This is a genomic window from Verrucomicrobiota bacterium (assembly GCA_016871495.1).
In the GTDB taxonomy this organism is placed as follows: Bacteria; Verrucomicrobiota; Verrucomicrobiia; order Limisphaerales; family VHDF01; genus VHDF01.
The window spans coordinates 21390-40474 of record VHDF01000003.1 but is presented as its reverse complement, the minus strand read 5'-3'; the positions used below and the strand labels follow the sequence as shown (position 1 = coordinate 40474).

Annotated in this window: 16 protein-coding genes; 5 read left to right on the top strand and 11 right to left on the bottom strand. The window is 61.1% G+C overall.

From position 1 onward, the window contains the following. Window positions 1-5 precede the first annotated feature (5 nt). The 4 genes from FJ404_01455 to FJ404_01440 all read right to left on the bottom strand — a co-directional run bounded on the left by FJ404_01455 (window position 6) and on the right by FJ404_01440 (window position 4378). Window positions 6-758: a hypothetical protein gene (locus FJ404_01455; GenBank protein MBM3821547.1), complete on the bottom strand. Its 753-nt coding sequence runs from the start codon at window positions 756-758 to the stop codon at window positions 6-8. A 29-nt stretch (window positions 759-787) separates the two neighbouring features. After that, window positions 788-1306 carry a type II secretion system protein GspG gene (gene gspG, locus FJ404_01450; GenBank protein ID MBM3821546.1) on the bottom strand — a complete coding sequence of 173 codons (519 nt, stop codon included), beginning with the start codon at window positions 1304-1306 and terminating at the stop codon, window positions 788-790. A 176-nt stretch (window positions 1307-1482) separates the two neighbouring features. Continuing rightward, entirely contained in the window at window positions 1483-2685 is a 1203-nt protein-coding gene (locus FJ404_01445) for a type II secretion system F family protein (protein ID MBM3821545.1), read from the bottom strand. Window positions 2686-2713: 28 nt separating this feature from the next. Beyond that, complete coding sequence (locus FJ404_01440; protein MBM3821544.1) at window positions 2714-4378, bottom strand: type II/IV secretion system protein; 1665 nt, start codon at window positions 4376-4378, stop codon at window positions 2714-2716. 433 nt (window positions 4379-4811) lie between these two features. Here FJ404_01440 and FJ404_01435 point away from each other — a divergent pair, with 433 nt between their 5' ends. Genes FJ404_01435 through FJ404_01420 form a run of 4 tightly spaced genes read left to right on the top strand, consistent with a single transcriptional unit; the run spans window position 4812 to window position 7037 of the window. Continuing rightward, window positions 4812-5294, top strand: coding sequence for a hypothetical protein (locus FJ404_01435; protein MBM3821543.1), 483 nt, complete (start codon window positions 4812-4814; stop codon window positions 5292-5294). 9 nt (window positions 5295-5303) lie between these two features. Beyond that, entirely contained in the window at window positions 5304-6050 is a 747-nt protein-coding gene (locus FJ404_01430) for a hypothetical protein (protein ID MBM3821542.1), read from the top strand. Further along, entirely contained in the window at window positions 6047-6454 is a 408-nt protein-coding gene (locus FJ404_01425; protein ID MBM3821541.1) for a hypothetical protein, read from the top strand. Before FJ404_01430 ends, FJ404_01425 begins: the two co-directional genes overlap by 4 nt. After that, entirely contained in the window at window positions 6447-7037 is a 591-nt protein-coding gene (locus FJ404_01420; protein MBM3821540.1) for a hypothetical protein, read from the top strand. Before FJ404_01425 ends, FJ404_01420 begins: the two co-directional genes overlap by 8 nt. Window positions 7038-7065: 28 nt before the next feature. Here FJ404_01420 and FJ404_01415 read toward each other — a convergent pair whose 3' ends face one another. The 4 genes from FJ404_01415 to FJ404_01400 all read right to left on the bottom strand — a co-directional run bounded on the left by FJ404_01415 (window position 7066) and on the right by FJ404_01400 (window position 13507). Further along, window positions 7066-7827 (bottom strand): 16S rRNA (uracil(1498)-N(3))-methyltransferase, encoded by a 762-nt coding sequence (locus FJ404_01415; protein ID MBM3821539.1) that lies wholly within the window; start codon window positions 7825-7827, stop codon window positions 7066-7068. Between the two features lie 15 nt (window positions 7828-7842). Beyond that, entirely contained in the window at window positions 7843-8997 is a 1155-nt protein-coding gene (dnaJ, locus tag FJ404_01410) for a molecular chaperone DnaJ (GenBank protein ID MBM3821538.1), read from the bottom strand. Between the two features lie 4 nt (window positions 8998-9001). Next, the gene (gene grpE / locus FJ404_01405; GenBank protein MBM3821537.1) at window positions 9002-9595 is read right to left on the bottom strand and encodes a nucleotide exchange factor GrpE; all 594 of its coding nucleotides are present in this window, start codon (window positions 9593-9595) and stop codon (window positions 9002-9004) included. A 1602-nt stretch (window positions 9596-11197) separates the two neighbouring features. Next, window positions 11198-13507, bottom strand: coding sequence for a heavy metal translocating P-type ATPase (locus FJ404_01400; GenBank protein MBM3821536.1), 2310 nt, complete (start codon window positions 13505-13507; stop codon window positions 11198-11200). Here FJ404_01400 and FJ404_01395 point away from each other — a divergent pair. Beyond that, window positions 13374-15290, top strand: coding sequence for a hypothetical protein (locus tag FJ404_01395; protein ID MBM3821535.1), 1917 nt, complete (start codon window positions 13374-13376; stop codon window positions 15288-15290). The genes FJ404_01400 and FJ404_01395 overlap by 134 nt on opposite strands. 33 nt (window positions 15291-15323) lie before the next feature. Here FJ404_01395 and FJ404_01390 read toward each other — a convergent pair whose 3' ends face one another. The 3 genes from FJ404_01390 to FJ404_01380 form a co-directional block, all read right to left on the bottom strand. Beyond that, entirely contained in the window at window positions 15324-15755 is a 432-nt protein-coding gene (locus tag FJ404_01390; protein ID MBM3821534.1) for a DUF309 domain-containing protein, read from the bottom strand. Window positions 15756-16359: 604 nt separating this feature from the next. Beyond that, window positions 16360-17406, bottom strand: a complete 1047-nt coding sequence (locus FJ404_01385) for a hypothetical protein (GenBank protein ID MBM3821533.1) — start codon at window positions 17404-17406, stop codon at window positions 16360-16362. Next, window positions 17070-19067, bottom strand: coding sequence for a hypothetical protein (locus FJ404_01380; GenBank protein MBM3821532.1), 1998 nt, complete (start codon window positions 19065-19067; stop codon window positions 17070-17072). Before FJ404_01380 ends, FJ404_01385 begins: the two co-directional genes overlap by 337 nt. Window positions 19068-19085: the final 18 nt, after the last annotated feature.

The window sequence follows — 19085 nt, the reverse complement described above, 5'->3', positions numbered from 1 at the left end:
CCCGCTCATGGTTCTCCCAAGCCGGTGTCGTCGAAATCCGCAGCCCCCGAGAGGAACCTTACCAAATCTTGCCCCTCAGGCATCGAGACACGCCTCAACTCGCCGGTGTCGCCATTCAAACGGATGGCGGTCCGCCGTTGGTCATCCAAATCCAGGGAAGCCAGCGTAATCTGGGCCGTATCACTGGATCCGTCGGGAAAAAATTCGATCGTGGGCATGGGGATGGCCCCGGATTCTTCCACCCGATTCTCCTCCCCTCGCGCTTCGTCCTGCTTTCTCGCCGGACTCGCAGCAGAGGCAAGTTCCGTCGCATTCGCGGGGCTTGCCGAGGGTCCGCCGGCCCGTTCCGTCATCTCACCGGATGAAATCGATCGGACCGCCTTGATCTGGACCAGTTCCGCCGCCGATTCCACGAATCCCTGGCTCTCCGGCAGCTTCTCGAACCGGCCGGGCTCCCCGAGGGGATCCGGCTCCCACATCAATTCCATCTTCACGGCGGCAGGAGTGGCGGCATGGGTGCTGGCCGGCTCCTCGAGGAAACGAACCTGCACTTTCTTGCCGGAACTCGAGGCCTTCGCCTTGGCGAACCGGAGCGTCGCCTCCACCCTCATGGCCCCCTCGTCAAGCTGGGCACCCTGTTGAAAAGTGGAAAAGTTGAAAACGACCGCCCCCAACAACAACATCAGCAGGACCACCGACAACAAGAGCTCCACGAGGCTGAAGCCCCCTCGAATCCGCGATGGGTGCGGGGTCGTCATGCGTAGGACCATGCGGTTCATTCCCGGGTTTATTTTGCGGCAGGCGCGGCGGCATCTTTCTCGCCTTCGCCAGTCTGAAATTTCACGTCATCTTCCGTGTCCTGTTGTCCATCCGGGCCGACCGAATACAACTTGTAAGGCAAGGTGGTCTTCCCCGCGTCCGCGGTCCGATCCACCACTTCGTAACGTAGCTTATGTCCCCATGGATCGTCCAATGCCGTCCCGGGCTTGAGGTACGGACCCTGCCACTTTTCTCCCATCCGCTCGTTTTCAAACGTCGGCTTCTTGGTCAAAGCGTCGAGGCCGCCCTCCTGCTCGGTCGGGTAATGCCCCAGATTCAAACGATAGGTGTCGAGCGCGCTCGAAATCTGACTCAACATCAGTTTGGTCGTGTTCTTCTCCGCACCCTCCTGTTGCGGCAGCACGAAGACCACCAGCGCGCCCGCCAGGAGCAAAATAATCACGATCACCAAAAGGATCTCGATCAGCGTAAACCCGCGCGCGCCGCTCCGCGGCCGCTTCATCCAACTCTGGTTCTGCAAGGTCATAGTCTATTCAAAATCAGCTCCGTCCAAGCTCAATAATTAACCTGAATTTTCAACGAGTCGCAAGACTCAATTGCGATGGCCGCGAAAAATTTTCAGCCCTCGCCCCCCCGCTTCCATGGAGGCCCGCCGAAAAACTCTGACGCATTTCCGCGGCGAGGTATTCACAAAATTCCGGATTATTTCGAGCCGAGCGAACTGGCCATCGTGAAGATCGGCAAAAGCAAACCCAGCGCCATGAAACCAATGCCCGCCGCCACCAAACACAAAATGACCGGCTCGATCAGCCTCACCGCCTGGTCCACTTGCCGGTTGGTTCGGCGCTCCACCGTGTCCGCGATCTGCACCAAGACTTTGTCCAGCTTGTTCGATTCCTCCGCCACCGCGATCATCGCCAGAATCTGTTCCGGAAAAAAACCGCCCGTGCCCAGCGGCTCGGAAAGCCGCTTGCCGTCCCGCACCGATTCCGTGGCTTCCTCGATGCGCTCGGCCAGCACCGAAGAACCGGTCGCATCCTTGCTGATTCTCAAAGCCTGCAACAACGGAACGCCGTTCGTCAGCATCGTGCCCAGGATCCGGCAAAACCTCGTGATCGCCAGCAGGCGAAATGCGTCCCCGACCACCGGCACCTTCAAGCGCCACCGCTCGAGCGTCCTCCGCGAACGCTCGCTCCTCAACTGCGTCCAGGCCACAGCTCCCGCCGCCCCCCCCAAGATCACCAGCACATAACCATAACCCCTGACCATTTTGCTCGCGGCAAAAAGAATCTCCGTGGGCAGGGGCTTCTTGGCGTTCTCCAGCAAAGGCTGAAACTTGGGCACAAAGAAGACCAGCGCCCCCAGCATCACCGTGGTCCCCAGCAAGGTCAGCAGCACGGGATAAATCATCGCCCCCATCACCTTGCTGCGAAGCTCGTCGAGCCGCTCCAGGAACTCCGACAAACTCCGCAAAACCTGCTCCAAAAACGCCGCGCGCTCCCCGGCCTGCACCATCGCCGTGTGCAAAGGCGGAAAAACCTCCGGATACTCACGCATCGAGTCGGTCAGCGATTTCCCTTCCGACACCCCCTGCCGGATTTCCCGAATCATCTCTCGCAGGGACACGGATACCGTGGACCTCGCCAGTGAATCCAAGGCGCGCAGCATCGGCACCCCCGATCCGATCAAGTCCGCCAACTGCCCGTACATGATGCCCACGTCGCGCGACCGCACTTTGCGTTTGGGCTTCTCCCCCGATTTCCCGACGCCCTCCGCCCTGAGCATCATCGGGAAAAGCCGGCGCTCCTCCAGGACGCGGGCCGCCGCTCCCTCCGTTTCCGCTTCCAAATAACCCTCGAGCTTGTTGCCGGATTCGTCGCGAACAATGTAACGAAACTTGGTCATGCCCTGGGTCGCTGAACGGTTGGGGTAATCAGACGGCCGTGCATTTCAGCACCTCCTCCACCGTGGTCACGCCGCGACGAACCTTCAGCCACCCATCCTCGCGCAATAATCTCAAACCCGTCTTCCGCCCCGCCACGATCAAGTCAGGCAAGGGAGCCCGCTCCATGATCATCCGACCGAGTTCTTCGTCCATCAACAGCAGTTCGTACAGGCCGCACCGCCCCCGATAGCCCTGGTTGCGGCAGGCCACGCAACCCGTCCCGGCATAAAGCGAGTCCTCCGGGGTCCACCCGAAATCCTTCGGCAGTTGAATCGTGCCGGGCGCCAGCGTCGCCCGGCACTTGCCGCAAATCTTTCTCACCAACCGCTGGGCCATGCTGCCGGCCAGCGTGCTCGCCACCAAATAGGGCTCCACCCCCATGTCGATCAACCGCAACGGAGCCGACGCGGCATCATTGGTGTGCAGGGTCGAGAGCACCAGATGGCCCGTCAAAGACGCCTGGGTGGCAGCTCGCGCCGTCTCCAAATCGCGAATTTCCCCAATCATGACCACATCCGGATCATGCCGCAGAATCGCGCGCAACCCGCGCTCGAACGTCATGCCCACCGGGGCGTCCACCGGAATCTGATTCACGCCCTTGAGATGATATTCCACCGGATCTTCCACCGTCAGCACTTTCAAATCCGGACCCACGATCGCGTTCAGCGCCGAATACAATGTCGTCGTCTTGCCACTGCCCGTCGGACCCGTGACCAGGATGATGCCGTGCGGACGATCCACCAGTCCTTTGAACCTCGAGTGGGTTTCCTCGTCCATGCCGATCTCTTGCAGCGTGAAAAGCACGTTGGCCTTGTCCAACAACCGCATGACCACGCCTTCCCCAAAGAGCATGGGAATGACGCTGACGCGCACGTCGATCTGCCGACCCCCGACCTGAAACTTGATGCGTCCATCCTGGGGAACCCGCCGTTCCGCGATGTTCATATTGGCCATGATCTTCACACGGCTGATGATCGCGGCTTGAAACCGGTGGATCTGGGGCGGCACCGACGCCTCCTGCAACACCCCGTCGATGCGGTAGCGGATGGAGAGCTCGGTCTCGTAAGGTTCGATGTGAATGTCGCTGGCCCGCTCGTTGACCGCTTCCACGATGATCTCGTTGACGAGCCGGATGACACTGGCTTCCTGCGCCATGTCGAGCAAATCGTCCGTCGCCTCGGCGCCGGGGGCCGGGCCGCGATCCTCGCCCACCAATTCGTCGAGGGTATCGCCCCCAAGGCCATAATGGGCTTTGATGGCTTTTTCGATCGCTTCCCGCGGCGCCAGGGCGGGTTCGATGGTCAGGCCCGTCATCAACCTCACGTCATCCAGCGCCGAGAGGTCGAGAGCGTCGGACGTCACCACGCGGAGGGTGCTGTTCACGCGCGAAACGGGCACAATGCGTTTGCGAAAAACGATTTTGGAGGAAACCGCGCGGATCACTTCGGGGTCGATCACCACGCCTTCAAGTTCCACCAGGGGCAAATGGAACTGTTCCGCCAGCAATTCGAGCAACTGAAGCTCGGTGACATGGCCCAGCTGGAGCAAAGCAAGGTCGAGGCGCAGCCCCTCCGCGGTGTGGAGCGCCGTGGCATCCGCCATTTTCTCAGGGGACACCATCCCGCGTTGCACGAGTAATTCAGCCAGGTTCATGCGCGTCGCCTCAACATCCTGCCCTACGCATAAGCCACGTTCCGTCGATTGGGCAAGGCCGCGGTTGGTGAAATCTTGGATTCATCCGCGGTTCAGCGCCGCTTCGGCTGGCGGAAACGACCTTTCCCATCACCGCCATCCGCCTCGTCCACCGCCCCAGAACTGATCCTCGTTCCACCCCGGGCATGGCGTTCTGAGGCTCCGTTCAGGTTCACTCAGGGTTGCGGTGTTCCTTGAGTTCCGTTTTGGAACAGGTTAGACCAGGGGGCCTGATGTTTGGCGGACGTGAATTTCCCAAGCAATTGATGGCGATCACCCTGGGGGAGCGCAACACCGTTGCCGTACTCTTTGAAAAAAAACAGAGTCCTCCATCGCGCTGCTCGATTACGCCTCAGAACTATCGCCGATCCCCGAAAAAGGCTTCACCCAGGAGGTGTTGACCGCTCATTTTCGCTCGATCCTTTCGCGGCTCTCCGCCCAGCTTAAGGAGGTCGCTGTCGCCCTCAACATGGGAGAGTGTGTGCTGCGGAACGTGGGCATTCCCAAGGCGCCCCTCAGCGAACAGCGAATCCTGCTTCGCCGCAACCCCAAGGCGTTCTTCCAAATGGAGCTCGCCGATTATGATTTCGATTGCTGCCCCGTCAGTCCGCCGGTTGCGGACAGACCCGTCCCCTCCCCCGCGGAATCCGGGCAGAGCTTCGAGGCGGCGGGAGATACCGCCACCATCACCCTGGCCAAAACATCCCGCGGATCGAATCGGGAAATCGTCTTCGCCATGGGGGCTCCCGCGCAGCATATCGCGATTCTCAAGTCCACGCTGAAAGCGCTCCGTCTCAAGGCCCGTGTCATCACCTGCACCCAAGGGGCTCTGGTGAATGCCGCCGCCACCACCCTCTCGGGCGTGCTTCCTGGATAGACCGCCGCGGTGGTGGATATCGGATTCAAGCACACTTCGTTGAGCATCTTGATCGGCGGCGTCCCCGTCTTGACCCGGGTGGCTCACAGTGGTGGCGACACGATCACCGCCAACCTGGCGGAAGCCATGAACGTGGAATATGCCGCGGCGGAGGCGGTCAAGTTAACCATGCCCGAAAAAGTGGAGAAGAAGCTCCACAGCGTGATCGAATCGCTCGCCAAGGAGCTCCGAAGCGCCCTCGATTTCTTCGAAGAAACCCACGGTTCCGCCGTTTCGAAAATCTACTTCGCGGGTGGCACCTCCAAATCCAGGTTCCTCGTCGGCATGCTCGAAGCTGGGCTCGGCGTTCCTTGCGAAGTGTGGAATGCCACCCAATCGCTGCAGCATGCCCTGACCGGGGCGAAGGCCTCGGAACTCAAAGTCGATTTCCCCCAACTCACGATGGCCGTGGGGATCGGTTTGCAGGGTTTTGAAGAAGGGGGTTTTGAACTCGATTTCCTCGCCGAAGCAAGGCAACTCAAGGCTCAAAAACGGCGCGATCCCATCCGTTGGCTCTCCAAAGCGGCCACCATGATCGTCGTCGCCACGGCCGCCTGGGCCGGAGTTCTGCTCGTGAAGCAGGGTGCCTTGCGCGTCCAATTGAGCGGCGCCCGCGCCCAACTCGAAGCGCTCCAAAAAAGGAGGTCGAATCCCGGACGCTTTACAACGCGTTCACGAGCCAAAACCGCATGGTCGGCCAACTGCATCGCCAAATGACCGAACGATTCCTCTGGGCAGACCCCCTCGACGCGTTGCGCTTTTGCATGGTGGACGATATCCACGTCACCAAGATCAAGATGGATGAATACACCCATCTGATCCCGGGAGTGCTCACTCGCACCAACAAGCTGGGAAACGTCGTCCCCGGCATCGCGGCGATCGCCACGCTCACCACCACGTTGACGATTTCCGCCAAGGATTATACCACCCCGCCCGCCGCGGAGACGTTTGTGCAAACCATCGCCACCAATGCCTACTTCAGAGAAAAGCTCAAACGGGCGGGCGGCATCCGGCTGAAGGATCGCTTGCCGCCCCGCGTCGATCCTTTTGATCCGGACCGCGTTTTCATCCCGTTCACCATCGAATGCTCGTTCCAGGAGAAAGTGGTCCGGGATGATTAATAAACCACAGTCCCGTCTGCAACAGCTTCGGCTGATCCTATTGGCGACCGGCATTGTTGTAGCCGCCATTTACTACGGAGCCATCAAGCCTCAGCAAGCCACCATCCGCCAACTGGAGTCCACGTTCTCCGACGTACTCGCCAAGCGCGAATCCATCCGCACCATGGCGATGAGCATGGAAACCAACCGAATGCTCCTGGAACAGATCACCACGGACAATTACACCAACGAATCCCACATGGCCACCGGCGACGTCTATTTCTGGATGGTCCGTGAAGTGGAAAAATACCGCGATTCCCACGGGATCGAATTCAGTCAAATCGATCCCCCGCGGATGGAACCTTCCTCCGTCCTTCCCAAAGTTCCCTACGAATCCGCCACCCTCTCCGTCACCGGCCGAGCCGATTATGCCCAATTCGGCCATTTTCTCGCCGCCTTCGAAAATGACCATCCGTTGTTGAGGCTCCGCCACCTCGAAATCGAACCTGCCGCCTACGGAATCCCCAGCCCCGACGAGGAGGGCCTCGTGCAGTTCCGCGTCGAATTAAGCATCCTCGTCAAGCCGGCCGAACCGACACTGTAGCCTCCGTGAGGACTCGGTCACGAATTCCTTAACCGGCTCCCGGGCTGCCTCCCGTCTCGTAGGAAATGATCGACAGGCAATAGGCCGCCGCCGTCTCACTCCTCAATACGAGCGGCCCCAGAGTGATCGGCGTGAATCCCGCCGAACCAATGTCCGCGAGCTCCGCCGGCGTGAAATCCCCCTCCGGCCCCACCCAAACCGCCACCGAAATCGGACCTCGTCCCCGTTCACGCCGAAAAGCGTCGAAAACCGTCCGCGGATGCCGCGCTTCCGGCGCCAGCGAGGCCACGAGCGCACACTCGAAACGTTCACGGTGCTGCAAGATCGCTTGCACGCTCCGGGGCGGCTCAATCGTGGGCAGCCAGGGCGAACCGCATTGCTTGATGGACTCGATGGCGATTTGCATCCACTTCTCAACCTTGTCCTCTGCGGCCTCATCATCCAGCGACGGAACCGAGCGGTCGGACAGCACCGGCACGATTCTTGACACGCCCAGCTCGGTCGCCTTCTGGACGATCCAATCCATCGATTTCCCCTTCGTGATCGCCTGCACCAGCGTGACCCTGGCCGGCAGAGGCTTGTGCCGGGTCTGAGCGCCCGGCTTCAGTCGAACATGCTTGCGTCCGCACTCGATCACTTCACACCGCCACTCCCCGCCGGCGCCATCCAGAATCACCACCGGCTCGCCGGCCGTTGTCCGCAGCACCTGCACGGCATGCCGGGCATCGGATTCCGACAAATTCCACACCGGGCCCGTACATTGCGAGGGCGGCAGGTAAAAACGTCTCATGAGGAATGGGATCCGCTAAGGGGTGTCGCCCCGAAAAAACCGCTTTGCCTTCTCGAAGAATGAGCGGCTCAAGGGATTGACGCTGGAATCGCAGCTGTCGGCGAACTCTTTCAGTTTCTGCCTTTGCGTGGCGTTCAGGGTACTCGGCACTTCCACGGATATCTTGATGTGCAGATCACCGACCCCGTAGCCCTGAACGTTGCGCGCCCCGCGTCCTTTCAGCCGGAACACCGTGCCCACCTGCGTGCCGGCTGGAATCTTGATCATCGCGTGGCCCGACATCGTGGGCACCTCGACTTCCGCCCCCAGCGCGGCTTGCACGAAGCTGATCGGGACCTCGCAAATCAAATCGTCCCCGTCCCGCTGGAAGATTTCATGGGGCCGAACATGCAAGACAACATAGAGATCGCCCGAAGGACCGCCCTGGGTGCCCCCTTCCCCATTGCCGGAGGACCGCAGCCGCGCGCCCGTATCCACTCCAGCCGGAATCTTCAGTTTGATCTTGGTGGTCCGCTCGCGCCGACCCGCCCCGTTGCACTTCCGGCAGAGTTTTTCGGCGCGCCGCCCCGCCCCTTCGCAGCGCGGACACGTCTGCGCAATGCTGAAAATGCCTCGCGAACTGATGACCTGTCCCCGCCCGCCGCAATGAGTACATGTCTTGAGTCCTGACCCGGACTCCGCGCCCGAACCCTGGCATTCGTCACACGCATCCGGTTTGGTCACCGAAATCTCTTTCTCGCAGCCCAGGATGGCCTCCTCGAAGGAAATCTCGAGATCGTAGCGCAAATCCGAGCCCCGATGTGAACCGCCGGCCTCCTGCCGATCACCAAAGAAACTATCGAAAATACTGCCGCCTCCCGACCCGAACACCTCGCGAAACACCTCAAAAGGATCGTGAAAGCCGCCGCCGGCACGCCCCGCCCCAGCCCCGGCTCGCGTCCTGGCGTCAAACGCCGCGTGCCCGTGCCGGTCATAGGCGGCCCGCTTCTGAGCGTCGCTTAACACTTCATAGGCCTCGCCCAGTTCCTTGAACTTCTCCTCGGCCTCCTTGTTCCCGGGATTCTTGTCGGGATGGAATTTGAGGGCCTGCTTTCGATAAGCCTTTTTGATCTCCTCTTCGTTGGCGCCCTTCTCGACTCCGAGGATCTCGTAATAATCTCGTTTGGCCATGGGATCAGGAGGCCGGTTTGCGCGCCACCACCACCGTCGCCGGTCTCAACAAACGATCCTTGAGCTTGTAACCTCGCCGGATCGCCGCGAGTATACGGCCTTCGTCCACCTCGTCGGAATCCTGCTGCGAAACCGCCTCATGCAGGTTCGGATCAAACGCCCCCCCCACCACGGCCGGAACCTCCTCCAGTCCGCTTTCCGTCATGACGCCCTTGAGTTGACTTAGAATCATGCTGATGCCGGACCGGAGCGAGTCCACGGAGTCCGATGGCGCTTGATTCGCGGCCGACACGGCCATCTCAAAGTTGTCCAGCACCGGGATCAGCTTCTCCAGTAACGCCTCATTCGCATAGCGAAGGGCGTCCAGTCGCTCCCGGGCGGCGCGTTTCTTGTAATTGTCGAGCTCGGCTACCTGCCGCAAGTAACGGTCCCAGTTTTCCTGGGCCTTGGCTTTGAGCGCCTCAATCTCCTCACGGGCAGCCGCGGCAGGATCCGCGGACGGTGCCGTGCCCGCTGCGGTGGTGGAAAGGTTTCCGGGCTCATTCTCCGCCGCATCGGAATTCGCGCCCTCATCCAGCTGTGTCATTTCAGAACTCATCGTCAATTCAATGTTGCTTCCCCGCAATGATCGGGAACCGGAAGATACACGACCGCCTTGCCGAGAGCAACCGCGACGCCGTTTCAAGCAATCATTCTGCCCATGAACCTCAAATCGCCACCCTTGATAATCACGCAGTGCCACGTGCTGAGCTTCATCGGCGCAACCCGCATGAAAAAGTTCGGGGAAGTCTCATTTTGGGGAGCGCGGCTGTGTCGGAAACCAGCCCCAGCACGCGGACAGGTCGGAGGAATCCAGGTTTTTCAACGGGCTGCGGCCGGTCGAAGGAAGACGCCAAAGACGCGCGCTCCTTGAACGAGCTCCCTCAGGCTCACCCTGACAAACTCCCAGCCTCGCAACCGGACGACAGCGCCACTCGTCAGATAACCCAAGATCTCTGTCCCTAAATAACGTCTCCGAAAACCGCCGAGCGCCGAATCTCCGCGCTCGATGCAAGCCTTCGCAGGAGCATGCATCGCGGTCGGCTGGGTTGTCTCGAATCCCAACGGGATTCCGTCCTTCAGCCCGGGGTTGGGCCGCGTCCCCGCGGACCTACCCCGGGCCACCTGCGTGTGTGAAATCCAACCCCAACGGGGTTGCAGCATGCGAATCGGAGGCCCCGAGGCAACTTTCCAAGCTTAGCGAAACCCCGTTGGGGTTGGCACTGGTGGGGGCCTTGTTCCCCGGGGTAGCCCCGCATGCGCGGGCCAACTCCGGGCTGAAGGACAGAACGCCGTTGGTGTTCCCGCTCGACCCCGAACTTCGCAGCTCAGTGACGAGTCGTACAGCACGCCCGCCACGAAGAATCGAACCTGAGATCTGAGAACTCTGCCCCCTGTCACTAGCGAACTTCCCCCCTGCTCCAGTCTCCTCGGCCCAACCACGTCGTCAAGCTGTCCACGATGAGGCGCCGTGAACGGCGCGCTCCGAAGGTCACGGCTTCATGCCGGCTTCAAACCATCGACGGAATCATCGAAGTTCATGAAGACAGCGAAGAGGGAGTTGGGGCAAGATTGGGATCTTCCTCGAGATCGCTGTCCCCAAAGGATTGTCCCCTCGACGTTCTCTTTGCGTCCTTCGCGGCCTTTGCGTGAGGAAAAGCAAGATCCTCGCACCCAACCCGTAACGCGGCGCGATGGGCACCATCGTGATCTCGGGATAGGATTCGAGATCTCGGTCCCCAAAGAACTTCTTCCTCTCCCTGCGAAGCATGAGCGGGGAGAGGACCGAGGAGAAGGGTTGGCTGAGAATTCCCCTCTCTCCCCACTCGTGCCTCGCGGGGCGAGAGGAAAAACGGTGTGATGACCGTGTTGCGCGAACGGCCTGCCCATGAATGACACTCTGCCGGGTCACACCGGGAGGTCGGATGGCTCTGACGGAGGCACGGAGAAAGGGTGTCCGAAGCCCGTCTCACTCACGCGGTTACCGGTTCAAGCGGGCTTCCCCATCTCCGTGCCTTTGTGGCTCCGTGAGAAGCCATTCAATTGCCGTTTTTAGCGATAAATCTCCGCCGGGTCGGGGTGCGGAATGGTGAGTAACTTCACCATCCAGTTGGTCGTGAGGATTAAGGAGTGTTCAGACCTTGGGAGCTTTCTCGTCGCCTCAGTCCCGATGAAACAAGAGCCGCAGACTGTTCAAAACCACCAACACCGTGCTGCCTTCGTGACCCACCACTCCCAAAGTCAGCGGAATCGAGCCCGCCACCGCGAATCCTGCCAGCACCAAGACGGTTCCCATTGAAACCACCACATTCTGCCGGATAATCCGCCGCGCCCGTTTACTCAATGCATGCGCTTCGACAAAGGCCTCCAACCGATCGTGCATCAACACAAGGTCCGCCTGCTCCAAAGCCGCGTCCGAGCCTCGCGCCCCCATCGCCACACCCACGTGCGCGGAGGCCAGACTCGGAGCATCGTTGACTCCATCTCCCACCATCGCAACCTTGATGCCCTTCTCCCGCCACTGGCGAATGGACTCGACCTTCTGCTCAGGCGAAAGCGCCGCCCGCACTTCATCCACCGCCACTTGGCTGCGCAACATCTCCGCCGCCTCCGCCCGATCTCCCGTCAAAACCACGGTGCGCAATCCTCGGTTTCGCAAGGACTCCACCACTCCCTTCGATGAACCGCGCACTTCGTCCCGAAGTTCCAACCGCCCCAGGAAGCCGGGCCCCGCCACCCACACCTCCGTCCGGCCCCACGGACTCGGCGCCGCCCACCGCTCCCCCGCCCGCTTCGTTTCCCGCAGCACCCAGGATTTCGACCCCGTCCAATACCACTCGCTCCCCCGCCGGGCACGCATCCCGCAGCCCGGCACAGATTCGGACTCTTCAAACGCGACGGGTTCCCAGCCTTGACGCCTGCCATGTCTGACGATCGCCCTCGCCAGCGGATGGCTCGACGTCGTGTCCACGTCAAAGGCCGTCCTCAGAATGCGTTCCGAGGTCACATCTCCCTCCATCAACTCCACCTTCTCCACCGACAACTCTCCGGTCGTCAAGGTGCCTGTCTTGTCCAGCGCCACGAGTTGAATTTCCGCAAGTTTCTCCACGGCCGCCCCCCCCCTGAAGAGAATGCCCCGTCGAGCCGCACCCGCAATCGCGGCCAGCACGGCGGAGGGAATGGAGAGAACCAGCGCGCACGGGGACGCCACCACCAACAAGGCCATGGTCCGGTAAAAAGCGCTCTGTTCCCCCCCCGCAAAGGCGGGTTTTCCCATCCCCAGCCACCACACGAAGAACATGCCGCCCGCCAATCCCAAGGCCACCCACGTGTAAACGCCGCTGAAGGCCTCTGCGAACCGCTGGGTCGGCGCTTTTCGTTTTTGGGCCTCCTGAATCAATCGAATGATTCGCTCAAGAGCGCTTTCACTCGGACCCCGTTCCAACGCCACATCGACCATCCCCATCAGATTCAAGGTCCCCGCAAAAACAAGGTCGCCCCGATTCTTGCTCACCGGCACGGATTCTCCCGTCAGCGTCGACTCGTCAACCGAAGTGACTCCCGCCACCACTCTCCCGTCCGCCGGAAAAAGTCCCCCCGCCCTCACCCGCACGGTCATGCCAGGACGAAGGCCGGAGACAAGATGCTCGCTTTCCGAACCGCTCGAATCCACCACGACAGCCCTTTTCGGCGCCGCTCGAAACAAAGATCGAATCTCCCTCCGGGTCCGGCCCATCGCATAATGCTCCAAAGCCCCCGAAAGGCTGAACAAAAAGAGCAACGTCGCTCCCTCCCCCCACGCCCCAATGGCGGCGCTGCCCAAGGCCACCGCCAGCATCAAGAAATGGACATCAATCGACCGTTCCCGCCAGCGCTCCAAAGCCTCACCCACTGCAGACCATCCACCGGCCACATAAGCCACACCATAAGCCAGGACTCCAACGGAGCTGCCCGTTCCCAAGGCTCCCAACAAACCCGCCCCCCCACAAACCGCCGCCGCCCAAAGTTGTTTCCTCCACTCCTCCTCCTCCATCCCCTCCTCTTCCACGTCCCGAAAGGGCTCGAAAAGGCGCTGCTTGAAACGGGGCCACGGCAGCCGGTGCCATTTCCAAAAACGCGGCGCCGTCGGGCATGTTTTCCGCGACACCGTGGTCGAGCACCCATCATGCCGCACTTCGATCCGATTCAAAATCGCGGGCGTGGGCCGGACCGCGCAGTCCTCGCAACCCCGGCTCGAATCCAACAACCCGCACGCCTCCGAGTGCTCCCCCAGTTCGCTCAATTTCTCCTGGATCTTCCTCTTGAGGGCCTCGTCATCGACCTGGCCCAGGGTTGCGATGGAAACCGCCTCGTGCCTGCGATCCACGCTCACCGCTTCCAATGCAGGCTCCTCTTCCAGCACATCGGCAACCACCCTCACAAGGCAGCGATCCTGCGATTTCCCGTCATCCGCTTGGCCCTGTTCATGCATGCCATCTCATTCTAGTTCCATCCACCGTCCCTGCCAAGGCTCTCAAAAAAAGGCTTCAACCGCGCCCAACTTCCAGGAAAATCCCCCCATGCCCCTTCCTCCTGACTCCCGCATGAAGCCCGGCGTTCGCCCTCCTGCCAACCCCATGTCCCAAACGTTCCTGAACGCAAGCGGTCCCTCGCTGCTCCCGTTCGAACCACAACGTCCTTCGCTGGGTTTCGCCCGGCTTGCGCTCGGACTCGCCCTCGCCGCGCTAGGCTCCTTGCAAGCCGCCGAAATCCCATTCGAACTGCAATCTCGCGACCCCGTATCCGGCGCCCTCCTCCACCGCACCGAACGAATCGATCCGCAACGAGTCGGCGTCATCGCCGTCGATGTCTGGAATTTCCACTGGTGCAAAACCGCCACCATGAGAGTGGACGCCTTCGTCCCTCGCATCAACCACGCCCTTCAGGAAGCGCGGGCACTCGGCATGACGGTGATGTTGTGTCCCAGCGACGTGGTGGAAAACTACGCCGGATACCCGCAGCGGGAGGCCGTGTTCGCATTGCCGCGCGTCCGCGTGCCCAAAGTGGTGGAGATTTCCTGCCCGCCCGCGCCCGACGCCGGCGGGTGCGCCTGCGGCACCGAACGTTGCGGCGGCAATTACGGCTGGGACGGCATGCATCCGGGACTGAGCATCGCCGACACGGACTGGATGCCCGACACGCAGGCGGAGGTTTACGCCCTTTGCCAGCAAAGAGGATTAACCCACCTGATCTACGTGGGCTTCCACACGCAGGTGTGTCTGCTCGGCAAACCGATGGGGCTGCGAGCCATGAAATCTGCCGGACTTCAATGCATCCTCGCCCGCGACATGACCGACGCGCATCCCGGATACAATCCTGCGCGCCAGTTCACGCCGGACCTCAACACCGAGCAGGTGGTTGAGCATTTCGAAAAGCACCTCGCCTCCACCATTGACCTCCAGGCGGAGCTCACCCGGCTCGGGAGATGGAACCCAGCAACACCTCTCGATCCCGTTCGTGTCACTCCATGGGGAACGCATGCGCGTCCCCATCTCTTTGAAAAGGAGGTTGTGGTCACCTTGACGACCCCATTCCAGGCAGGGGCCGAGATTCGTTACACCCTCGATGGCACTGAACCCAACCCCGGTTCCCTGCTCTATCGGCAGCCCATCCTCATCACGAACACGGCTTCTTTTCGCGCCGCGGCCTTTCGGAAAGACCTCCTCGTCGCCCGCGAATCGCAAGGCGTTTTCTACAAACTCCCGCCCACGCCCCCACGCCCCGAAGCCCCGCTCACGGACCTGACCCCGGTCCGCAACGTCGGTTTCGGCCACACTTACGGCGGCACCGTCCGTTACTCGGGCCATTTCCAAGCGCCCCAAAAAAACAAATCCAACATCGGACTTCCTCTCAAACTCAACCGGCGCACCTACGAGCAAGGCTTGGGGGTTCACGCCCCCTGCGCCATGACGTTCGAACTCAAGCCCGGTTACAAGCAGTTCGTCGCGGTGGCCGGTGTGGACGAGAACCTTGTTCAGCAAAGCCATGGCTCGAACCTGGCCCGTTACCCGAGTGTCATCTTCAAGGTTTTCATCGATCACGTGGAACGGGCCGCCAGTCCAGTAATGCGCATGCAATCGCTCGCATGGCGGTTTCAAGTGGACATCCCCGAGCACTCGAAGACGATCACCCTCGTGGCTATGGACGCGGGAGACGGCCATCATCAAGACCTGGCCAATTGGGCCGACGCCGGATTCCTCCTGAGTCCGCATTGACTCGGAGCACCTCGCATCCCAGGCGTCACCGTCTCATTTCCACAAGGCGAGAGACAGCCGCGGGGCTGGACCAGTGGCGAGAGGATTCGACGCCGATGCTCCGGCGCTTGCTTGCAAGATCCACGCCTGAATCTGTCTCTCGATCGAGTGATGGTCGAACCCGTGGTGCGGACTCGGATACCGGACGAAATTGCCGACAGCCAGTTTCAAAAGTGCCACGCCCGGACCGAGCCGACCCTTCTGAAAATGCACGAAGGCCCCTGCCAGTTGGATAAGTCCTTTGTAGAAGAAGTCATCAGCCTGTCCGCGGCACGGGAGCCAGAGTTCCTCGAGCACATCGTGCGCTTCGTAATACAAGCCGGCGTTGAAGCAATCGAAATAGCCCAAATAGTGCGGATCGTAACCGCTGGGGTGGGCTCGAAATCGCTCAATACGTTCGGCGATGCGCGGAGTCTTCTTGCTCATGCTCGTTGGGGGTCCATCCGCGCTCATGCCGGCCCGCTTCTTTCGCACACGTTTGGACTGACCGAGGATCATGATGGAGTGGTCGCCGTGCGGGCTAGAGAAAACCGCGCGCGGAGGAGCGGAGAAGAGGGGAGGTGGGTCCACAGATGAACGTAGATTCACACAGACCGTTCAGGAAAGGAGAAGGTGGTGGTGGCTCCGCCAGGTTTTGGAGTGCGCCAGCCCTCTGGCGCTTTCAGACGCGATCCTATTCACCCCGCGCTCCAAAGCGGCAGAGGGCTGCCGCACTCCAAGCCGCTCGCGCGATTCACAAAGCATCAGTCGGATTTCCGTCCTCTGCGTCTCCACGACGGAATCCGGTTGGGATCCTTGGCGGGATGAGTTTGAGTTGCTTGATGTCGGTTGCAACAGGTTGAACCTCCCGACTAACTTGATGGTGAAGTTGCTCACCATCCCGCACCCCGGCGCGGCCTGAAATAGCAAGACGACGAAAGGAGCGGCTTTCGTGGCCGCCCGCGCCGCTCCAACGCTGAATCCACGATGCGCTGAACAACCATGCCCACCTTGAAATTCGACCTTCTCCAAACCGTTTCAGAACATTCCGTCAAGGCATCACCAAGCGCATGAAACGGGAGGTCGCCGCATCGATCGACACCTCCCAATGCGCCTCTCCCATCACATCGAACCGCGTCTCTCCCAAAGGCTCCCAATGCCGCAAATCGACACTCGCTTCCACTCGGACTGTTCGTTCAGGCACCCCCGCCAATTCCAATCTCAATCGGCCTGATCCGGAACGCACCCAGTTCCGGATGCTCGGCGGTTTCGGCCCGAACACCGCTTTGAACGTGGCATTCTCCTGCGGATCCCATTGGAACTTCGAGGCCTCCGACTGGGCGGCGCCAGAAATCCCCATTTTTTCCCATCGAACCAACATCCAGCCTGGGGCCGGAAGGGCTTCCAACTCGACGGGAACGCCTTTGAAATACCAGCCACGCCATGGGTAAGGAGCCCCCACCACCCCGGGCAAACTCGGGTCGATGATCAACCGGTTGACCCTCACTCTGCCCGCCGCCGGATCCGAAATCTCGACCGTCAAGGTCTGGTAGCCGCCCAATTTGAATTGCCTGACAAAGTGTTGGCGCAAGATCACCGGCCGCTGAGTCGCGAACTGGCGCAGTCCCCGAACCTGATTGAACCATTCGTTGGTGGAGCCCGCCGTCTGCCAGCGGTCCAAGTGCTCGCGCATGTTCGGTGCCAGCACCGCCGCCATCTCATCAACCATCGCCGCCGCCCGGTTCTCTTTGAACCACGAGTTCAGGAGATCGGCCGAAGTGTTGATGAACACCCGCTCGAAATCCTTGTTCTTGAGCAAGCCCCTGAACAACGTCGTGGACCAGCCCGCGTCAAATCCCAAACCAGACCTTCCCGAAGGTGAAAGCGCCGCCGCAAGGGTCTCGTCAGTGGCGCCTCCGCTCCACGGATGCGCGAACGCCAAATCGCAATCGAACAACAACCATCTCCAACGTCCATCCCCCCTGATTGCCGCCCTGAACCAAGGCGCTCGTTCCCAAGGGCCTTCTCCCCAGCCTCCGCCACGACAGGCCAACTGACGGCACTGTCGCGCCAAACGCGAACGTTGTTGTGCGGCCAGTCCGCGTTCCCCAGATAGATGGAGCCGGCCTGATAGAGCAGGAAATTTTCAACGTCCATCATCCCCCGCAGGCGCTGCAACCGGTCCTCCCGCGAAAGATCCGCCGTCCTCGCAAAGTCCAACAGCGCGCGATACGCAGATTCCGCACCGGCCGGCCCCTCTTCGAGCCCGCCCGCCCCATGACAAATCACGATCCGGCGAGGATCCAGCCCGTAGTGCAAAGCCAGCGAGTCCGCATCGTGCTGCTCCCGCCAATTATGGATGCCCCAATACTCGCCGTTGAGGAAGACCACGGCCGGACGATATCCCTGTCCGTCGATCGGCAACCCCTCCATCATGCGATGGCAAAGGGCGTCGCGAAACATCGAGTAAGCCCAATCGTTTCCGGAGTTCCGCAATCGAAAGCTTCGAAAAGAAGCAAGCGGATGTCCGGATCCCCGCCGAACGAGCCCCGGCACGAACGCGTAATCCATCGTTCCTGACCTCGCTTTGACTCCCAAGGACTTTTGCCTGAATGACCTCGAGGACTGGCCTTGAATATCGATCTCGACGCGGGCCTCGAACGCAGGCCGGCCTCCCGGCTCGAACCATTCCAGCAGGGCGGCGCGCTGCCACGCCAACCCGCGTTGCGTGTAGTTCGCCGGCGTGTGGCCCGTCAGCGGTTCGACCGGATGCGACCGGCGCCAGTCCGAGAAAACCCTGCCCAAAACATAAATCCCCCGATCAAAGTCATACAAATCCGCGGCCGGGATTTGAAGGCTCGCGATCGGCAAGCGAGTCGAAGGCAACGCCCCGACCACAAAGGTTCCATACCAGTCCGGACTGGGCAAAGCGCCCTCGCGAAATACCCGGGCGCGGATCACGGTGGCCTTCCGCACCAGTCCACGCGGCGGCTTCCAACCGTCGGTGTGCTGATTGTTGGTGGAGGTGCCCGAGATCCGCGCCAGCACATCCGGGTCCCCTGTCCGGTCGCGCACGCCAATAGCCCCCCGGTAATCCAAAGAGTCTTCACTCGGATCCGATCCATCCAGGGTGTAACGGATGACGGAGCCCGGTTCCGCCGCGAAGAGCTGTAGATCGAAGGGCCGGTCATAGCGGCCGGTCCGGTGCGACGCCGAGGGCGGATCGAGCAGCGACTCTGCAAATCGACTCGTGTTGCTCGCGCCTGGGGTGGGCGGATCGAAGAAGACCCAACGCCCACTCTGCGGATGCCGACCGTAGGACCGGTTCGCCTGAAGCGCGGAAAGCTCAATGCGATCGAGGATGCTCCCGTCCCGGTGTGTGAGCAGCAGGGCTTCGCCGTCAGCGCCGAGACGAAAGTTTGTGTGCAGCATTCGCCCGGACAAACGATCCTTTCCCGACGCAAAGACCACCAGGAATCTTCCCGGTCCCAACAAAACGGATGGGAATTTCCACCGGAAAACCGCCTCCGGTTTGTCGCTCAATCCGTATCCCTTCAGCTCAATGGACTCCGATGTCGGATTGTGAATCTCGACCCAGTCCGGACGATCGCCGTCCTCGTCCTCCAGCCCCGAACTGTTCGAGGAGACGACCTCGTTCAAAACCAGCGTCTGTGCGGTCAACCCCAGCGCGAAGAACATCCCGAGAAACGCCGCCAGCACATGGGCTCCATGATGGCCTGATGAACGTTCAGGGCACACAACACTCAGTGCCGACGC